The organism is Massilia rubra (assembly GCF_011682065.1).
Lineage (GTDB): Bacteria > Pseudomonadota > Gammaproteobacteria > Burkholderiales > Burkholderiaceae_D > Telluria_A > Telluria_A rubra.
This window is the reverse complement of record NZ_VUYU01000006.1, coordinates 379826-397244: the sequence shown is the minus strand read 5'-3', so window position 1 is coordinate 397244 and position 17419 is coordinate 379826. Positions and strand designations below refer to the sequence as shown.

The following is a 17419-nucleotide window of genomic DNA, read 5'->3' as shown; positions in this document are numbered from 1 at the left end:
TGCTGACCTTGATCTTGCGTACCAGCTTGTAACGCTTGTCTGCGTTGGCCGATACCTTGTAGCCGAAGTAGGACTTGCCATGCTTCTTGGTCCAGCGCGCGTCCATATCTTTCTGCCGGCGTTTCGCAGGCTTCCAGTCGATTGGCATGGCACCCTCTCCAACGAGCGCCTTTTCCTCTTTGCTCATCGATTGTTTCGGTGTCTGCACGATGCTCGCGTCGACCATCTGACCGCCACGCGCAATGTAGCCATGCCTGGAAAGCTGACGGTTGACGGCGTCAAAGATACTCTCGCTGGCACCGGCCTTGAGCAGGCGCTCCTTGAACGTCCAGATCGTTGTCCGGTCCGGTATCTGACTACTGGAACGCAGTCCAACAAAGCGCTGGAAGCTCAGGCGGTCGAGCAACTGGAATTCCATTTGCTCGTCGCTCAAATTGAATAGCTGCTGGATCAGCAGGACGCGAACCATCAGTTCGGTCGGGAATGGAGGACGCCCGCCGCGCTCGCGGCCGGGACGGGGAGCGGCTTCGTCAACAGCATCGGCAAGCGCGACGAAGTCGACATGCTGCTCCATCACCTTGAGCGCATCACCAAGCTTGTTCAGCTTGGCTTCGCGCTCTTGGTCGGCAAACAGACTCGTCTTGATCATGAAATTAGGTCAGCAACGTGGAGCCGCTATGATGCCACGGCTGCGCCGGTTTTTCGAGGTGCCCCCGCATTCATGAATTTTTCAGGCATTCCAGTCGCTGACGTCGTTCTCGCTAATTGGGCCGGCTTGCGTGCCGGCCTCCGGCTATTGGAAACAACAGTGATCACCTACCGTCACACAGTGTGGGGGGTACCGTCACGCGTGTCCAAGTATCAGAGCAGTTGCATATACGCTTAACGTTTGCATTCCGGGACTGCCTAAGGCAGCCCGATGGAATGATGAGTTAGAGCTCATTTAAACTTGGCAACTTAGGAAGCTTTGGCAGCCCAGGCGAATCCTTTAGATCAATGCTCACTTGGCCGTTTTCATTTGTCTTAATTACGAATTGATCAGGATGCAGCGCAATAACTTTTGCAAATGATTCTGAGACACATAGCGTCTCCATCCTGGAGTTCGCAAGAACCGCATTCCCGTCAACTGCTATTACGGGCTGCTGATGCTCAAGTCCTCCGCTGTTAACACGAACCCCGATAACACCGGAGTTTGAGGTAACAACGGAACCATGCAAGGGAACACTAAATTTTCCACACGGTGGCTCAGTGGCGCATGCTGAAAATAAGGTCACTATCGTGACGCCCATTGCACAAGAACTACTTGGCCGATAGTTCATAGGAGCCATCCGATTTAAGCTTGAATACCCAGCGCTCAGGACTGGCGGCTATTGATTTGACAATCGCCTCATTTAGACAGGCCGTTTTCATAGACCGAGAAATAGAAGCTTTAACCTCCGCAGTAGCCTTGATGGGAATGACTTTTTCATCGACAACATCAAGCTTGAAGCCACCGTCCGGCGTCTCAATCTTCGCCGAGGCATTTCCATCCGATTTGTCTTCACCTATTCCATTCAGAGCGGATGATCCGGGAGGACAAGTCTGCGGTTGCGTCATACTTTGGCAACCGCAGGCTAATGTGACTATTGCGGTCAAGAGACTGATTTTTGTGAAAACGTTCATAGTTAAACCTTTCAAGAAAAGTTTGAAATACGACTTCGCGGAGGGTACTCGAACGATACGTGACAGATAACTAGCTGCCGAACGCGCAGCTTGAAGAAGTCCAGTTGACTGCATTGTTGGACAAATAGCCGTTCATTTCAAACGAACCCAGCGCGTACCGAAACCACATCACCTAAGCAGCAAAGAATAATGAGCCGACCCAAGTTCGTGCACTGCGCGTCCCACTGCCAAAACGGCGACCATCACCACAGGAGGTAAACCGCGCGGGTAAAAGCATCATCGAATCTACGCAACCCGATTTGCCGCCAGCTGAAGCGCCAAGTTCTGAGCTACCGTTCGAACCATACTGACCGCCCGCCGATGTAAAGTGGCCGCTATATGGACGTTTCAAAAACGTTAACATGCCAGATAAGGACAATTTGATCAAGACCAAAGTGGAGCTTTCGGCCCGAGGTGAACATAAAGACCTGACGAGCCACATCATGCCACCAATCAATAAAGTTGCTCGATCAGGTGCGCTGGCGCATTCGCACGATAAGTTACAACATTCAACCCGAAGAGGCTTTTGTCACTGGAATGTGTCGCTTCCGCCATTTCCCGACAGGAGACCGCCCGGAGTTGCGCATGAAGGAAGCCGCAGCGTGCAAACAGCGAGGACAAGGTGGCCTGACTTACGCGGAGTTCACTCGCCACATCGAGCCGATTCCCTGACCTATTCCTGCGGAGGGTTTTTGAGGCGATGCGCGATGAAGAACCAAGTGGTGACGACAAATATAAACACTGGCGCCCAGTCTTGAAGGACCTCCGGCATCCGGTGGCGGTAGTAGGTATGCAGCCAGAGCCAAAAGGCGCTACATTCGACCAGCACCACGACACAGATCACAGCCACATCACGCCAAAATTCGCAGGTAAGGGTCTTCATGGGATCATGGCAAGAGGATGAATGGCGCGAATTTTGCGTCGGAGTAGATACCCAAGAGAGATTGTGCGGTTGCCGCCGCCTTCGCCGGCATTTTCAATTGCGTCGTCAGGGTTACGGTACGCCGTAGCGCCGTTTCCAGGCACACGATCCCTCCATTTCTGGCACATACCACCACACCTCTTTCGGCGTGGATTGCGGGCCGGGTTGTCTGTTCCGTTGTGGGGTTGTGCTTCCGGCTGGAATCCTTCGCGCTGAAGCCGTTCTCGCGTAACCATGCCCTGCATTCATTTCTCCTGTTGATCGCGACCAATTGTGGCAGGAGAATCATGAAGGCTGGAAATGAGAAGGGTTTGATATATATCAATGTTCAAAATCTCAGGTGGAGTATTGCGGTCACTGCCAGCGCTCCACGATCTGCCCGCATGCGCAGGCATCACCGCGCTCGTGCGCGCCGCCGCCGCGTCATGTATGGCATCATTCCTGACGGCACCCCCGCATTGGCGATCCATAGGAATTTCATGACGGCACCATCCACCAAAAAGACGGTGAACCCAGTTTCTGCGACGGGTCGGAGCGACTTCCCGATCATCGTCATCGGTACTTCCGCCGGCGGACAAAGCGCGCTGTGCCTCCTCGTTGCGCAACTGCCGGCGGATTTCCCCGCCGCGATCCTGATCGTCCAACACATGGCGGCGACAAGCTCGAACGAAGCGATGTTGCGCCTGCTCGCCGACAAGGGGAATTTGCCCTGCAAACAAGCGGTACAGCATGGCGTCATCAAGAGCGGCTATGTTTATCTGGCGCAGCCGGATCACCATCTGATGATCTCGCAAGGCAAAACCCTGGCAACCAAAGGCGCGCGCGAAAACCGGGCGCGGCCCGCGATCGATCCCTTGTTCCGTTCCGCCGCCGTCGAATTCGGGAATCGGGTCATCGGTGTCATCCTCACCGGCTATCTCGACGATGGCACGTCCGGCATGGAGGTGATCCGGCGCTGCGGCGGAATCTGCGTCGTCCAGGACCCGGCCGACGCCGCCTATCCGGACATGCCGCAAAATGTGCTCAATCATGTCAAGGTCGATCACTGCGTGCCGCTGGCGGAGATGGGGAGCTTGCTGACCCGGCTCGCGCTGAGCGAGCGGGGAGCTCGAATCGCTGTCCCCGCCGATGTCGCGGTCGAGGCCAAGATCGCCCAGCGCGTTTTGAGCGACCTGGAATCGGTCGATTTCCTTGGCACCCAGGTGCCGTTCAACTGTCCCGGCTGCGGTGGCGTGTTGTGGCAAATGAAGGTGGGAGAGCATCTGCGCTTCCGTTGCCATACCGGTCACGCGTATACGGTGGCAACGCTGCTGGCGGAGCAGACGGCGAAGATGGAGGAAACCCTGTGGGTCGCCCTGCGCATGTTTGAAGAAAACAAGAATCTGCTCGTCAAAATGGGGGCGGAAGGCACCGCCAGCCCATCCTATGCCGAGCGTGTGGAGCAATCGGACATCCATATCCGGCGGATCAAAGCGATGTTGCACTCCAACACGGCCAACACCGATCCTCTTCCGTAGACGCCCAATCGTTGGGTAACACCCGAGCGTCGCTGCACTTTAACCTCCCAGCGTCGCCCCGCCATCGATCCTCAGATCGTGCATGGTGATGTGGCGCGCAGCGTCCGACGCCAGGTACAGCACCGCGTCCGCAATATCCTCGGGCGTTGCGATCCGTTTCAGCGGAATCCCCAGCCGGAACGTCTCCAGCGAGCCTTTGATGACGCCTTGCGAGCCATCGGCCCCATTCCATAACTGGCGCTGCATCTCGGTATCGGTCGATCCCGGCGAGACCACATTGCAGCGAATCCCGTACGGCGCAAGCTCCAGTCCCAGGCAGCGCGTGAACTGCGTGGACGCCGCTTTTGATGCCGCATACGCCCCCATCTGCATGCGCGGCACCGTCGACGCATTCGAGGCCACCGTCACGATGGCGCCGCGCTTGCGCTCCACCATGCCGGCCGCCACCGCGCGGCACAGGCGGAACACGCCGCCGGCGTTGACCGCAAACGTGCGCTCCCAGTCGTCATCGCTGTAGTCCAGGATGGACCCCATGCGCAGGATGCCGGCCACATTGACCAGCACATCGACCTCGCCCAGCTCGCGCCGCACGCGCGCCACCGCCGCGTTCACGGCCGCGCTGTCGGTCACATCGACCGCCATGCCGATGGCCAGGGCGCCGCTGGCGCGCAAGGTGGCCGCCATGTCTTCCACCGCACCGGCCTTGACATCGATGACCGCCACCGCCGCGCCACCGGCGGCCAGTTTGCGCGCCACGGCCGCGCCGATACCCTGCGCCGCACCGCTGACCAGTGCGACCTTGCCTTCGAATTGATTGCCCATCTTGTTCCTTGTTCGATTAGTGAAAACTAGTGAAAACGCCGGACCGGCACCACCACCGGCGCACCGTCGCCGGGCGCGAACAGCACGTCCACCTCCAGTTCATACAACTGGCGCACCAGTCCGGGGGTGACCACGTCGCGCGGCGCACCGGCGGCGACAATGCGGCCATCGCGCATGGCCACCAGGGTGTCGGCATAGCGCGCCGCCGCGGCCAGGTCGTGCAGCACGATGACCACCGCGCGGCCATTCGAGGCCAGCGCGCGCACGCGGTCCAGCACATCGACCTGATGCCCCAGATCGAGCATGCTGGTGGGTTCGTCCAGCAGCAAAATCGGCGTCTCCTGCGCCAGGGTCATGGCCAGCCAGCAGCGCTGGCGCTGCCCGCCGGATAACTGATCGAGCCGGCGCTGCGCCAGCGAGATGACATCGGTGGCCGACATGGCCGCGTTCACCGCCAGTTCATCATCGCGCGACCACTGGCGGAACAAGCCCTGGTGCGGATGGCGGCCAAAGCGAACCAGCCCGCTGACGGTAATGCCCTCGGGCGCCTGCGGCGATTGCGGCAGCATCGCCAGGCTGCGCGCTGCTTGTTGCTGGCGCATCTGCCACAGGTCGTGCGCGCCGAGCGTGATGCTGCCTTGCTGCGGCCGATGCAGGCGCGCCATGCAGCGCAGCAGGGTCGATTTGCCGCAGCCGTTCGGGCCGACGATGGCCGTGACCTTGCCCGGCTCGATCGCCAGGTCGATCCCGTGCAGCACCGCGCGTCCCGGATGGCCGGCATGCAGGTCGCGCACAAGTAATTCTGTCACTTGTTTATCCATTACTGCGTTTCTCCATTGCGCTCGTGAAGGAGCAGGTACAGCAAAAATGGACCGCCGAGCAGGTTGCAGATCACGCCGACCGGCAGTTCGGCGTCGCCCAGGACCACGCGGCCAAGCGTGTCGGCGGCCGCCACCAGCAAAGCGCCGGACAAGGCCGACGCCAGCAGCGCCCCGCGCCCATAGCCGACCAGCCTCTCGCCGATGAACGGTGCGGCCAGCGCCACGAAGGCGATTGGCCCACACACGCCGACCGCCATCCCGGCCAGCAGCACCGCGCACAGCAGCACCTGCCACTGGGTGGCGCGCACCGGCAGGCCAAGGCTGGTTGCGATGTCCGGATCAAAACGCAGCAGCGCCAGGCGGCGGCTGGCCAGCAGCGCCGGCGGCAGCAGCGCGAGCAGGGCGACGGCCAGCGGCAGCGCCGAACCCCAGGTGCGCCCGCTCAGGCTTCCGATGCTCCACGCGTACAGGGCGCTGGCGTGCATCAGCTCCTGCTGCGACAACACCAGTTCGGCGCCAGCGCGCAGCAGGCTGGCAATCGCGATGCCGACCACCAGCAGGCGGTGCCCGCGGCTGTCGAGCGGGCCGCTGGCCAACAGCAGCAGGGCCACCGCGCCCAAGGCGCCGAGCGGTCCCACCCACCACGGCCCGAGCATGCCGGTGGTGCCGGCGATGAGGGCCATGAAGACGCCCAGCATGGCGCCATCGGCCACGCCGAGCATGTCGGGCGAGGCGAGGCGGTTGCGCGTGAGTGTCTGGATCAGGCTCCCGGCAAGACCGAGCGAGGCGCCGGCCAGCACCCCGGTGAGCACGCGCGGCAGGCGAAATTCCAGCACCATCAGGCGGGTGCCACCGGGTGCATCGCCTTCGAAGACGGCGAGTAGCTGCGATGGCATGAGCCACGCCGGGCCGGCCGACAAGGCCACCGCGACCGCCAGCGCAAGCGCCAGCAGCAAGGCGAATGTGGCGTACAGCGAGCGCCTGGCCACCAGCACCGACAGCGCGCCACCACGCAGCATGACGAGGCCTGGTTCGGGCGCCATCATCTAGCGCTCCCGCGCGCCAGCCACACCAGCAGCGGTGCGCCGAGCAGGGCGGTGAGCACGCTGATCGGCGTTTCGAACGGCTGCGCCACCAGGCGCGCCCCCAGGTCGGCGAACAGCAGTACAATCGCGCCGACCCAGGCCGATGCGGCCAGTTGCGCCGCCAGTCCCTGCGCCAGCGCGCGCGCCAGGAAGGGCGCCAGCAAGCCCAGAAAGGCGATCGGCCCGGTCAGGGCGACCGCGCTGCCGGTCAGCAGCGTGGCGGTGACGGCGACGGCGGCGCGCAACATGCGCGGCGAGTGCCCGAGCGAGCGGGCGATGTCGTCGCCGAGCAGCATGGCCGACAGCGGGCGCGCCAGGAACAGCGCGGCCAGCAATCCGAAAATGATGAAGGGCGCGGCCAGCAGGAGCATGCCGCCGTTCGAACCGGCGAGCGAACCGAGAACCCAGAAGCGGTACTGGTCGTAGCCGGACGGTTGGCTGAGCAGCATGGCCGAACTGAGGCCGTGAAAGGTCGCGCCCAGCGCCACGCCGGCCAGCACGAGGCGCAGCGGGCTGCTGGCGCCGCGGCCGGCGTTGGCCACGCCAAGCACGCAGGCGTTGCCGAGCAGGGCGCCGGCGCCTGCCCACAGCAGGTAGGCCAGCCCGGATTCGGCGCCGGCCCAGGTAATGCCGGCCACCACGCCCAGCGCCGCGCCGGCATTCACGCCGAGCAGGCCAGGTTCGGCCAGGCGGTTGCGGGTAACGGTTTGCATCAGCATGCCGGCCACGCCGAGGGCCGCGCCGACCAGCAGCGCGGCCAGCGTGCGTGGGGCGCGCACGTCGCGCACGATCATCTGCAGCGGCGAGTTGTCGCCGCCGGCCAGCACGGCGCGCAGGTCGGCCATGCCGGCGTCGCCGGCGCCGGTCAGCATCGATGCCAGCAGCAATGCCGGCAGGATGGGCGCGAGGAGCGCGATGCGGCCGGCTGGACTCAAGGCGCGGCCAGGGCTTTGTCGACGTCCGCCAGGATCGCCAGGGCGGCCAGCGGGCCGCCGGGACTGGTCCAGAGCGAGCCGTCGACCGCGCGCACCTGGTTACGCTGCGCTGCGCCGAGCTGGCGGAATGGCGGCGACTGGCGCGCCGCCGCCAGGGCGTCGTTGGCCGGCCCGCTGGTGCCCAGGGTGCCGACAAAGATCCAGTCGGCGTCGATGGCCGCCAGCGCTTCCAGGCTCAGTGGACGCGAGTGCGCGGCGCCGGGCTGCATCTGCGCGGCGGGGCGGCGCATCTTGAGGTCGGCCAGCACCAGGCTGGCAAACGAATCGCGCAGCATGTACGACGGGCCTTGCGGATTCCAGCGCACCACGCTCACCGTGGCGTTGGCGCGCTCGCCCAGGCGCTGGCGCAGCGCGCCGGCTTTGGCCAGGTAATCGGCCAGAAAGGCGTCGGCCTCGGGCGACTTGCCCATCACCGTGCCGATGCGGCGAAACGTGGCCTGCCAGTTCTCGCCGGGCTGGTAGGTGACGACGGTGGGGGCGATCTTGGCGAGTTGGGTCAGCAGCTCGGGGTCGCTCATGCCGCCGGCAAGGATCAAGTCGGGTTGCATGCCGACCACCAGGTCGAGCACGGGCGCGGCAAAATTGCCGGCGCTGGGAATCGTGCTTGCTGCGGGGCCGAGGTAGCGCGGCATGGCGGTCTGGCCGCGTCCCTTGGTGGCGCCGGCGGGCTTGATTTTCAGGGCCAGCACGGCGTCCAGATCGAGTTCGGACAGGGCGACCACGCGTTGCGGGCGTTCGGGCACAGTGACGGTGCGGTTGGCGGCATCGACGATGTTGCGCTGGGCTAGCGCCGGCGCGGCGCACAGGGCCATGAGTGCTAACAATGCACAGCGGCGCAGGGGCGAGAATGTGTTCATGATGCGGCTTCTTCCAGTTCATCCATGATGCGGTGGCGTTCGGCGTGGTACGCCTCTTCGGTGTGTTCGTCTTTCCAGTACGGGACCGCGTACATGTCGGTGCGGGCCACGCCGCGCTCGTGCAGCAAAAAGTCGCGCACGGCCAGCAGCTGGTTGCTTTCGCCAGCCAAGGTGACCGACACGCGTCCCGGCGGCCAGGCCAGCGCCTTGACCGCGTCGAGCAGCAAGGTGCTCGCGCCAGCGCGCGCGCCACGGCGCGACAGCCAGTGCACCGTGAACGCGGCCGGGTAGGGCAGCGCCTGGACTTCGGAGTGGTCGGGCACTTCGATCAGCACCGTGCCGCGCGCCTTGCGGGGCACGCCGCGCAGGGCGGCGGCGATTGCGGCCAGCGCGCTCGGGTCGCCGATCATCAGGTGGTAGTCGGCGCCTGGCACGAAGCGCGGCGGGCCACCGGGACCGGCCACGCCGACGGCGTCGCCCGGCTGCGCGTGCACGGCCCAGCGCGAGGCGGGGCCGTCGTCGCCGTGTAGCACCAGGTCTACATCGAGCTCGCCGGCTTCGGCGTCGTAGCGCGCCACGGTGTAGGTGCGGGCGATCGGGCGAATGTCGGCCGGCGGCCACACCGGGCCGTCGGGGCCGAGCGTGGGCAGCACCGGTTCGCGCTGGCCTTCGCGCGCCAGCAGCAGCTTGATGTGGGCGCCGTCGCTGTCCGGCGGGAAGCCGGCCAGCGCGTCGCCGGCCAGCGTAATGCGTCGCATCAGCGGAGTCAGTTGCAAGGTGCGGCGCACGTACAGCATCCTTGGGGGCGTGCGTTTGGGAGTGGTCATCATTTACCTTTCGGGTCAATGCGTTGGGCCAGCACGCGGCCGATGTGCCCGAGGGGCGCCGGCTGGCTCATGGACGAATGGGTGCAATCGACGTCGATCCGTTCGAGCTGGCCGTTCACGTATGGGGTCCAGCCTTTCCAGTCGGGGGCCTCTGGCCCGCGCCGGCTGGCGTGGAAGAACAGCACGTCGCCCTCATAGCGCGGATGGCGCAACTGGCGGTACAGGCGCATCGACAGCAGCGCGGTGGTGGTGATGCGTTCGAGGTGGGCGTCGTCCGCCGTGGCGAGCGAGCTGCCCGGCTGGCGGAACTGCGCCAGCAGCGCCTCGCGCCCGAGCGGCTGGCCGTCGGCGTCGACCGAGGGTGCGCCGATCACGTCGAGCATCGCGATCAGGGCGTCGCGCTCTTCGGCTTCCGGCTTGCCTTCCCAGATATCGCTCGGGTAGGAGTCCATCATCGCCAGCAGCGAGACCGTTTCGCCAGCGGCTTGCAGGCGCGCCGCCAGCGCGTGGGCAAGGCCGCCGCCCGAGGACCAGCCGATCAGGCGGTACGGGCCGTGCGGCTGCGCGCTCCTGACCAGGTCAAGGTAGTCGTCGACCTGCATGTCGATGCCGGTCGGCGCCGCGCCGCTCATGCCGCGCGCCTGCAAACCGTAGATCGGCGTATGCGGCAGGTAGGCGGCCAGTCCCAGGTAGCACCACGACAGGCCTTCGGCCGGGTGCACGCAGAACAGGGCGGGGCCGCTGCCGCGCTGGATGGTCAGCAGCGGGGCGAACTCGCCGCCGGCGGCGGCCGCCGGCGGAGCATGGCCGACGGTGCCGAGCGAGTGCGCCAGCGTGGCCACGGTGCGGTGGCGGAACAGGGCCGATACCGCCACTTCGCGCTTTAGCGCCGCGCCGAGGCGGTTGGCGACCTGGATCGCTTGCAGCGATTTGCCGCCGAGGGCAAAGAAGTCGTCCAGCGGCGTCAAGGCATCCACGCCCAGTACCTCGCGCCAGACGGACATGACCGACTGTTCGAGCGGCGTGGCGCCGATGGCCGTTGGCGCGGCATCGAGCTCCCTGGCGCGCAGCGCGGAGCGATCGATCTTGCCGTTGGCGTTGCGCGGCAGCCGCGCCAGGCTGGCGTAATTGGCGGGTACCGCCGCCGCCGGCAGGCGCTCGGCCAAAAAGGCGCGCAGGGCCGGCGCATTGAGCTTGCCGGCGGTGGCGACAAAGGCGCGCAAGTGCTTGGCGCCGTCGCTTTGCGACTGGCACACCACCGCTGCTTCGCGCACGCCGGGGTATTGCAGCAGGGCCGCTTCGATCTCGGTCGGGTCGATGCGGTGTCCGCTGATCTTGACTTCGTCGTCCAGCCGGCCCAGGTAGCGCAGTTCTCCGTCGTCGCCCAGGATCACGCGGTCGCCGGTGCGGTAGGCGCGGCGCCCGTCCGGCAGGGTGACAAAACGCTGCGCGGTCAATGCGTCGCGGTCGAAGTAGCCGCGCGCGAGAGCGCCGCCGATCAGGCACAGTTCTCCTTCTTCGCCGATACCGACCGGGTGTTCCGTGCAGACAGCGATATCGACACCGGGCAGCGGACGGCCGATCGGCACGGCGTCGCCGTTCCAAACGATGGCGTCGGGGCCGGCCAGTTGGGCGGTGGTGCAGATGACGGTCGCTTCGGTCGGGCCGTAGGTATTGAGCAGCACCAGATGCGGCGGCGCTGCCGTGCGCCAGCGCGCCACCCTTTCGGCCAACGCGGCTTCGCCGCCGATGATGACGAGGCGCAGGCAGTCGGGCAGCTTTGCGTCAACCTGGCCGACGTGGAAGGCGAGTTCGTGCCAGAACGCGGTCGGCAGATCGAGCACGCTGATGCGCAGGCGCGCGCAGGCGTCGACGAAGCGTTCCAGCGATTCGAGCATGGCGTCGTCGCGCAAAATCAGGGTGGCGCCGGCGCCGAACGTGAGGAAAATCTCTTCGACGCTGGCGTCGAAATGCAGCGGTGCGAATTGCAGCACGCGGTCGGCCGCGCTCATCTGGTAGCGCGCGCCGGCGCCGGCGCCGAAGTAGGCCAGCGCGGCGCGCTCGATCATCACGCCGTTCGGCCGGCCGCTGGAACCGGAGGTGTAGATGATGTAGGCGAGGGCGCTGTCGGCAACCGACAGCGGGGCTGGCATCGGTTCGCTGGGTGCGGCTTCGTCGACGCACAGCAGCGGCAGCGCGGTGGGCAGGAGCGGCGCGTATTTGCGCAGGCTGACGACCAGCGTGGGTTTGACGTCTTCCAGCACGGCCGCCACGCGCAGGGCGGGACCGTCCGGGTCGAGCGGCACGTAGCCGCCGCCGGCCCACATAATGGCCAGCATGGCGACGATCGCATCGGGGCTGCGTGGCAGCAGCAGGACCACGCGGCTGTTTTCGGTCACCCCGGCGTCGCGCAGGCGGCCGGCCATGTTGCGGACCGCTGTCAGCAGGTCGCAATAACTGAGTTCGGTGTCGCCGTGAACGAGCGCGGTTTTTTGCGCGTCATGCCGCAGCAGGCAAGCGAGGACCGATACGGGAGCGGCCGGCAAGGGGCCGCCGGACGCCAGGGCCGGTGTTGCGTGCGGCGCTAGTCCGAGGACGTCGGACAGGAGCGCGTCGGGTTGTTCAAGAAGATCGGCCAGCGCTTGCAGCAGCGATGCGTGCAGGGCCCGCAAGGTAGCGTCGTCGTAGGCATCCGGATTGGCTTCGATGTCGATACGGCTGTTCGCGCCCGGCGCGATGGTGATCGACAGGTCTTCCACCGGTCCGGCGGACACCGGGTGCGAGAGCGCCTGCAATGGTCCGAATACGGGCGGGCGGTCGAACGGCATCAGGTTGATCACCGCGCCGAACAGGCGGCGCGCGCCGCCGCTCATGCCCAGGTCGTGCTTCAGGTGTTCGTAGCGGTAGCGCTGGTGCGGACGGATGGCCTTCATCTCGGCGGCCACCGCGCGCGCCAGCTCGGCCAGCGATTGCGACGCCGTCGGCGCCAGGCGCAGGGGCACGATATTCATCGCCATGCAGGGAATCGTCAGCGCCACCGAGCCAAGCCGGCCCATGACGGGCAGGCCCAGGGTCAGCTCGCCCGCCGAAGCGTGGCGGCGCAGCCAGGCGCCGGTGGCGGCGACCAGCACGGCGGCCCAGTCCACGCCGGCGGCGGCGGCCACCGACTGACAGCGTTCGATGGTGCTGGTGGCGATGCCGCCGCGTACACGGCGCACGCCGCGCGCCACGCTGGCCGGCGGCGCCAGCATGGCCGGCGCGCCGGCGTCCATCATGCGCGCCATCCAGAAGTCGCGGTCGCGCGTGTAGGCGGGCGAGGCGAGGTAGGCGGCATCTTCCGCCACCACCGGATCGAGCTTGCCGGCGCGCGCGGGCGCTGCGTCGGTATTGGCGCAGCGGGCCGAATACAGGGCCGCCACGCGTTGCGCCAGCATGGCGTAGGCAAAGCCGTCGAGGGCGATGTGGTGGGCGCGCAGGTACCACAGCGTTTTATCCGGGCCGGTTTGCAGCAGCGCGCTGGCGAACAGCGGGCCGCGCGCCAGGTCGGCCCGCTGTTTCAGGTCGTCCTGCATCCACAGGCGCGCTTCGGCGTCGCTCATGACGTGGCGTGCGAACGGCCAGTCGTCAAGCGGCTCGGGCGTTTGCCAGAGCGTGTCGCCGTCGCTGGCAAAGCGCATGTGCAGGGCGTCGCATTCGCGCACGGCCTGGCGCAGCGCGGCTTCGAACAGGGCGGCGTCCAGCGGGCCGCTCAGTTCGACCGCTTCGGCCGTCCAGTAGGCCGGGCTGGCGGCGTCCAACTGCTGCCCGAGCCAGATGCCGTATTGGGCACTGGTCAGCGCCAGGCGCGCGCCGCTCACCGGTTCACCCGGCGCGCGTCGAGCAGTTCCCACCAGTCGGCCAGGGTCGGGCGCTCGGCCAGTTCGACGAAGCTCGTTTCGATGCCGGCGCGGCGCCAGCGTTCGATCAGGCTCATTAACCTGATCGAGTCGAGGCCGGCGTACAGCAGGTTGTCGTCGGGGAGCAGGTCGGACGCCGGAACGGCCAACAGGTCCGCCACTTCGGCTTGCAGGGCGGTGCGCGTGGCGTGCCAGGTGGCCGCAGGCTTGAGCGCGCCCGTCACGGTCGCCGTGCTGGCGACCACGCCGCAACGCTGCGACACGTAGTGAAGGCCCATCTGGTGTTGTTCGGCTGAGAAGTCGGCCAGCGCATCGCCCACCAGGAAGGGCTGGATGTCGCTCATGAAGGCGTCGGCGGCCGTCATCAGGCAGCCGATGTGGGCGTACACGCCGCACACGATCAATTGGTCGCGGCCCTGTTCGCGCATGCGCGCCAGCAGGTCGCTGCGGAAGAAGGCGCTGTAGCGCCATTTGGTCAGCACCACGTCTTGCGCGCGCGGCGCCAGGCTTGCCACCACCGGTGCGCGTTCGGGGTGCGCGGTCAGGCCCGGCCCCCACCAGTCGGTGAGCAGGCCGCGATCCTGGGCCGATTGTTCGGCCGGCTGCGCGGTGTAGACGACCGGTACGCCGGCGGCGTCGGCAGCGTCGCGCAGTTGCCTGATGTGCGCGATCAGTTCGGGAATCGGCGCGGCGGCGTTGTCGTAGAAGTCGAGGAAGTACTCCTGCATGTCGTGGATCAGCAGCACGGCGCGTTTCGGTTCGGGCATCCAGCTGACGCGGTTGTCCGGCATGGCCGTGGGCATGGGGTAGGAGGCGATTTTCGGGATGGTCATGGTGCTTGCCGATCTTGTGATTGAGTGCCGATCAACTGGGCGATCTGTTCGCGCAGCTGGCGTTTATTGACTTTGCCGACGCCGGTGGTAGGGAAGCGTTCGACGAATTCGATGCGGTCGGGGATTTTGTACTGCGCCACGCCGCGCTCGCGCAGGAAGCGCGTGAGCTCGATGGCCCGCACCGGCGCGCCGCGCGTGACGATGAAGGCGCAACTGCGCTCGCCCAGGTAGGCGTCGGGCATCGACACCAGCGCGGCGTCGTGCACGGCGGGGTGGGCCAGCAGGTGGTTCTCGACTTCTTCGGCCGCGACCTTGTCGCCGCCCCGGTTGATCTGGTCCTTGGCGCGGCCTTCGACCACCAGGTGGCCGGAGGGCAGGCGCATCACCAGGTCGCCGGTGCGGTAAAAACCGTCGCTGGTGAAGGCGCGCTGGTTGTGTTCTTCGGCGCGGTAGTAGCCGCGAATGGTGTACGGGCCGCGCGTGAGCAGGTGGCCGATCTGGCCATCGGGCAGGTCGCGGTCTTCGTCATCGACGATGCGCACTTCATCGGCGGGCGAGATCGGGCGGCCCTGGGTGTTGGCCGTCAGTTCCGGCGTGTCGTCCGGGCGGGTGTAGTTGACCAGGCCTTCGGCCATGCCGAATACCTGTTGCAGGGCGCAGCCGAGCACCGGCTTGACCCGGCAGGCGGCTTCGGCGGACAGGCGCGCGCCGCCCACCTGCAGCAGTTCGAGGCTATCGAGTTTGTAGCGCGTGGCGCCGGCGGCGTCGAGCCAGATCATGGCCAGCGGCGGCACCAGCGCGGTGATGGTCACGCCTTCGGCTTCGATCAGCGGGAAGGCTTCGTCAGGCGAGGGCCGGCGCGCCAGCACCACACAGCCGCCGGCATGGAATACGCCGAAGGAACCGGGCGAACTCATTGGAAAATTGTGCGCCACTGGCAGGGCGCATAAATACACGCTGGTGCGATCGAGTTCGCAGATGTCGGCGCTGGCGCGCACGCTATATAGATAGTCGTCGTGGGTGCGCGGGATCAGCTTGGGCAGGCCGGTGGTGCCGCCGGAGAGCTGCAAAAAGGCCACGTCGCCCGGTTGCGGGCCGGCCATCGGCGCGGGGTCGGCGTAGAGCGAGTCGAAGGCGATGAATTCGGCGGGTTCGCCCAGCACGATCACGCGCGCCAGGTTTGGTACTTCGGCGCGCACTTCGCGCGCCAGGGTGCGGTAGTCGAAGCCGGCGTCGCTGTCGGCGACGATGTAGGCGGCGGCGTCGGTAAAGGCGCACAGGTGGCCGATTTCGTGGCGGCGGTGCGCGGGCAGGGCAAATACGGGCAGCGCGCCGATGCGGAACAGGGCGAAACAGGCGACGAAAAATTCAGCCACGTTGGGCAGCTGCACGACCACGCGGTCGCGCGCGGCGATGCCCAGGCCGGTCAAGCCGGCGGCGAAGCGGTCGGCGCGTGCATCAAGTTCGGCGTAGCTCCAGCGGCGCGCGCCGCACACCAGCGCGGTGCTGTCGGGATGTCGGGCTGCGCGCTCGCGCAGCAGGGAACCGAAGGTTTCACCAGTCCAGTAGCCGGCTTCGCGATAGCGCGCTGCAAAGTCGTCGGGGTATGGGGTGACACCGGGGATGAAACCGGGCAGATAGTCACTACTCATACCGCTTCCTCCAGTACCGCTTCGAGGCCCATCGCGCGCAGCATGGTGCGCAGCTTGCCGGACGTTTCGAGATATTCGAGTTCGGGGTCGGAACCGGCCACGATGCCGGCGCCCGCGTACAGGGTGGCGCTGTGGGCGCGCACGTCGGCGCAGCGCAGCGTCACGGCCCATTCGCCGTCGCCGTTGGCGTCCATCCAGCCCACCAGGCCGGCGAAGAAGCCGCGCTCGAATCCTTCGGCTTCGTTGATGAAGCTGCGCGCGTCCGCGGCCGGGTGGCCGCAGACGGCGGGGGTGGGATGCAGCGCCATGGCCAGCGCGAGCGAGGTCATGCCGGGCTCGTTCAGTTCCGCTGTTACTTCGCTGCCCAGGTGCCACATGGTGGGCGTGGCGATCAGCGAGGGCACGGCCGGCACGGTCACCGAGTGGCAGTAAGGACGCAGCGAGTCGGCCACCATGTCGGCCACCAGCGCATGTTCGTGCAGGTCTTTCTGCGATGCCAGCAGGCCCTGGGCGCGGCGCTGGTCTTCAAGCGGGTCGGCGCTGCGCGGGATCGACCCGGCCAGCGGATGGCAGCGCACGCGGGTGCCGGTACGCGAGAGCAGCAGCTCGGGACTGGCGCCGATCAGCGTGCGGCGCCCGTCATCGTCCGGCGTCAGGTCGATGGCAAAGGTGTAGCCGTGCGCGTTGCGGGCGCCCAGGCGCGCCAGCAGGGCGGCGACATCGATCTCGGTTTCCAGGGTCAGTGAGCGCGACAGGACCACCTTTTCCAGCTGGCCGGCGCGGATGCGTTCGACCGCGCGGGCCACGGCGCCGCGGTATTGGCCCTGGTCGGGCACGGCGGCGATGGTGCGCGGGAAGCGCGCGCGCGCCGCCGGCGCTTGCGGGGTGGCCGCCGGCAGGTTGGCCGGGCCGGTCGCCATCATCACATGTTCGGGAATGAACAGGTGGGCCGGCGCGTCGGCCAGGAACGGCACGGCGCCGATCAGCACCGGCAGCGCTTCGCCGTCGCGGCGCGCGGCGCGCAGCAGGGCGCCGGCGGCATCGGCCAGCGCGGCCCCGGACTGCGGCGCCAGGATGCTGCGCTTGCCGCTGGCCAGCAGTGTGTGGCCGGGCGACGAAAACAGGGTGGCGCCAGCTTCGTAGTGCGCGCACAGGTCGGCCGCGCTGGTGCGGCTCAGGTAGTGGCCGTGCAGTCTGTCATTCATGTTGAAGTTCCTTGCGTTAGGAGGGCAGTCGGAGCGTTTCGCCGGATAGGCGGGACCGAACTATAGATCGGAATGATAATCATTTACAACCTAAATATTAATGCAAATGAGATTGATTCGCATTTAGCGAGTATGGTATGCTTAAGTTTCACACCTGTCAACGATGGCAATTATTTATCCCACTTGAGAAGACCTACCATGCCCGCATTTCACTTCGCCGTTCGCCAGCCGGGCGCGCTTTTGCCCGCCGCGGCGGCCCATGCCGCCCACGCCCCTGCCTGCGGCG

General features: G+C 66.3%; 14 protein-coding genes. 1 reads left to right on the top strand and 13 read right to left on the bottom strand.

Annotation, left to right across the window (positions count from 1 at the left end):
- The 3 genes from F0185_RS12200 to F0185_RS12190 all read right to left on the bottom strand — a co-directional run.
- The coding region (locus tag F0185_RS12200; RefSeq protein ID WP_167224692.1) for an IS5 family transposase at window positions 1–649 on the bottom strand (649 nt) is incomplete at its 3' end.
- A gap of 650 nt (window positions 650–1299) precedes the next feature.
- Complete coding sequence (locus F0185_RS12195; protein ID WP_167224690.1) at window positions 1300–1662, bottom strand: hypothetical protein; 363 nt, start codon at window positions 1660–1662, stop codon at window positions 1300–1302.
- Window positions 1663–2374: 712 nt separating this feature from the next.
- The gene (locus F0185_RS12190; RefSeq protein WP_167224688.1) at window positions 2375–2584 is read right to left on the bottom strand and encodes a hypothetical protein; all 210 of its coding nucleotides are present in this window, start codon (window positions 2582–2584) and stop codon (window positions 2375–2377) included.
- A gap of 326 nt (window positions 2585–2910) precedes the next feature.
- On the opposite strand from F0185_RS12190, the gene F0185_RS12185 reads away from it, so the two are divergent.
- Window positions 2911–4140 (top strand): chemotaxis protein CheB, encoded by a 1230-nt coding sequence (locus F0185_RS12185; RefSeq protein ID WP_223164502.1) that lies wholly within the window; start codon window positions 2911–2913, stop codon window positions 4138–4140.
- 39 nt (window positions 4141–4179) lie between these two features.
- Here F0185_RS12185 and F0185_RS12180 read toward each other — a convergent pair whose 3' ends face one another.
- The 10 genes from F0185_RS12180 to F0185_RS12140 are packed head-to-tail and all read right to left on the bottom strand — an operon-like array spanning window position 4180 to window position 17133.
- A complete protein-coding gene (locus tag F0185_RS12180) occupies window positions 4180–4962 on the bottom strand; it encodes a 2,3-dihydro-2,3-dihydroxybenzoate dehydrogenase (protein ID WP_167224686.1) in 783 nt (260 codons plus the stop codon).
- A 26-nt stretch (window positions 4963–4988) separates the two neighbouring features.
- Window positions 4989–5771, bottom strand: coding sequence for an ABC transporter ATP-binding protein (locus tag F0185_RS12175; RefSeq protein WP_370664004.1), 783 nt, complete (start codon window positions 5769–5771; stop codon window positions 4989–4991).
- An 11-nt stretch (window positions 5772–5782) separates the two neighbouring features.
- On the bottom strand, window positions 5783–6829 hold the full coding sequence (locus tag F0185_RS12170) for a FecCD family ABC transporter permease (protein ID WP_167224682.1): 1047 nt from the start codon (window positions 6827–6829) through the stop codon (window positions 5783–5785).
- Window positions 6826–7803, bottom strand: a complete 978-nt coding sequence (locus tag F0185_RS12165; protein ID WP_223164501.1) for a FecCD family ABC transporter permease — start codon at window positions 7801–7803, stop codon at window positions 6826–6828. Before F0185_RS12165 ends, F0185_RS12170 begins: the two co-directional genes overlap by 4 nt.
- A complete protein-coding gene (locus F0185_RS12160; RefSeq protein ID WP_167224680.1) occupies window positions 7800–8720 on the bottom strand; it encodes an ABC transporter substrate-binding protein in 921 nt (306 codons plus the stop codon). The genes F0185_RS12165 and F0185_RS12160 overlap by 4 nt, the downstream gene beginning before the upstream one ends.
- A complete protein-coding gene (locus tag F0185_RS12155; protein WP_167224678.1) occupies window positions 8717–9550 on the bottom strand; it encodes a siderophore-interacting protein in 834 nt (277 codons plus the stop codon). The genes F0185_RS12160 and F0185_RS12155 overlap by 4 nt, the downstream gene beginning before the upstream one ends.
- Window positions 9547–13437 (bottom strand): non-ribosomal peptide synthetase, encoded by a 3891-nt coding sequence (locus F0185_RS12150; protein ID WP_223164500.1) that lies wholly within the window; start codon window positions 13435–13437, stop codon window positions 9547–9549. The genes F0185_RS12155 and F0185_RS12150 overlap by 4 nt, the downstream gene beginning before the upstream one ends.
- Window positions 13401–14276 carry an isochorismatase gene (locus F0185_RS34430; RefSeq protein ID WP_223164499.1) on the bottom strand — a complete coding sequence of 292 codons (876 nt, stop codon included), beginning with the start codon at window positions 14274–14276 and terminating at the stop codon, window positions 13401–13403. Before F0185_RS34430 ends, F0185_RS12150 begins: the two co-directional genes overlap by 37 nt.
- The gene (locus tag F0185_RS12145) at window positions 14273–15928 is read right to left on the bottom strand and encodes a (2,3-dihydroxybenzoyl)adenylate synthase (RefSeq protein ID WP_167224674.1); all 1656 of its coding nucleotides are present in this window, start codon (window positions 15926–15928) and stop codon (window positions 14273–14275) included. The genes F0185_RS34430 and F0185_RS12145 overlap by 4 nt, the downstream gene beginning before the upstream one ends.
- Complete coding sequence (locus F0185_RS12140) at window positions 15925–17133, bottom strand: isochorismate synthase (RefSeq protein ID WP_167224672.1); 1209 nt, start codon at window positions 17131–17133, stop codon at window positions 15925–15927. Before F0185_RS12140 ends, F0185_RS12145 begins: the two co-directional genes overlap by 4 nt.
- Window positions 17134–17419: the final 286 nt, after the last annotated feature.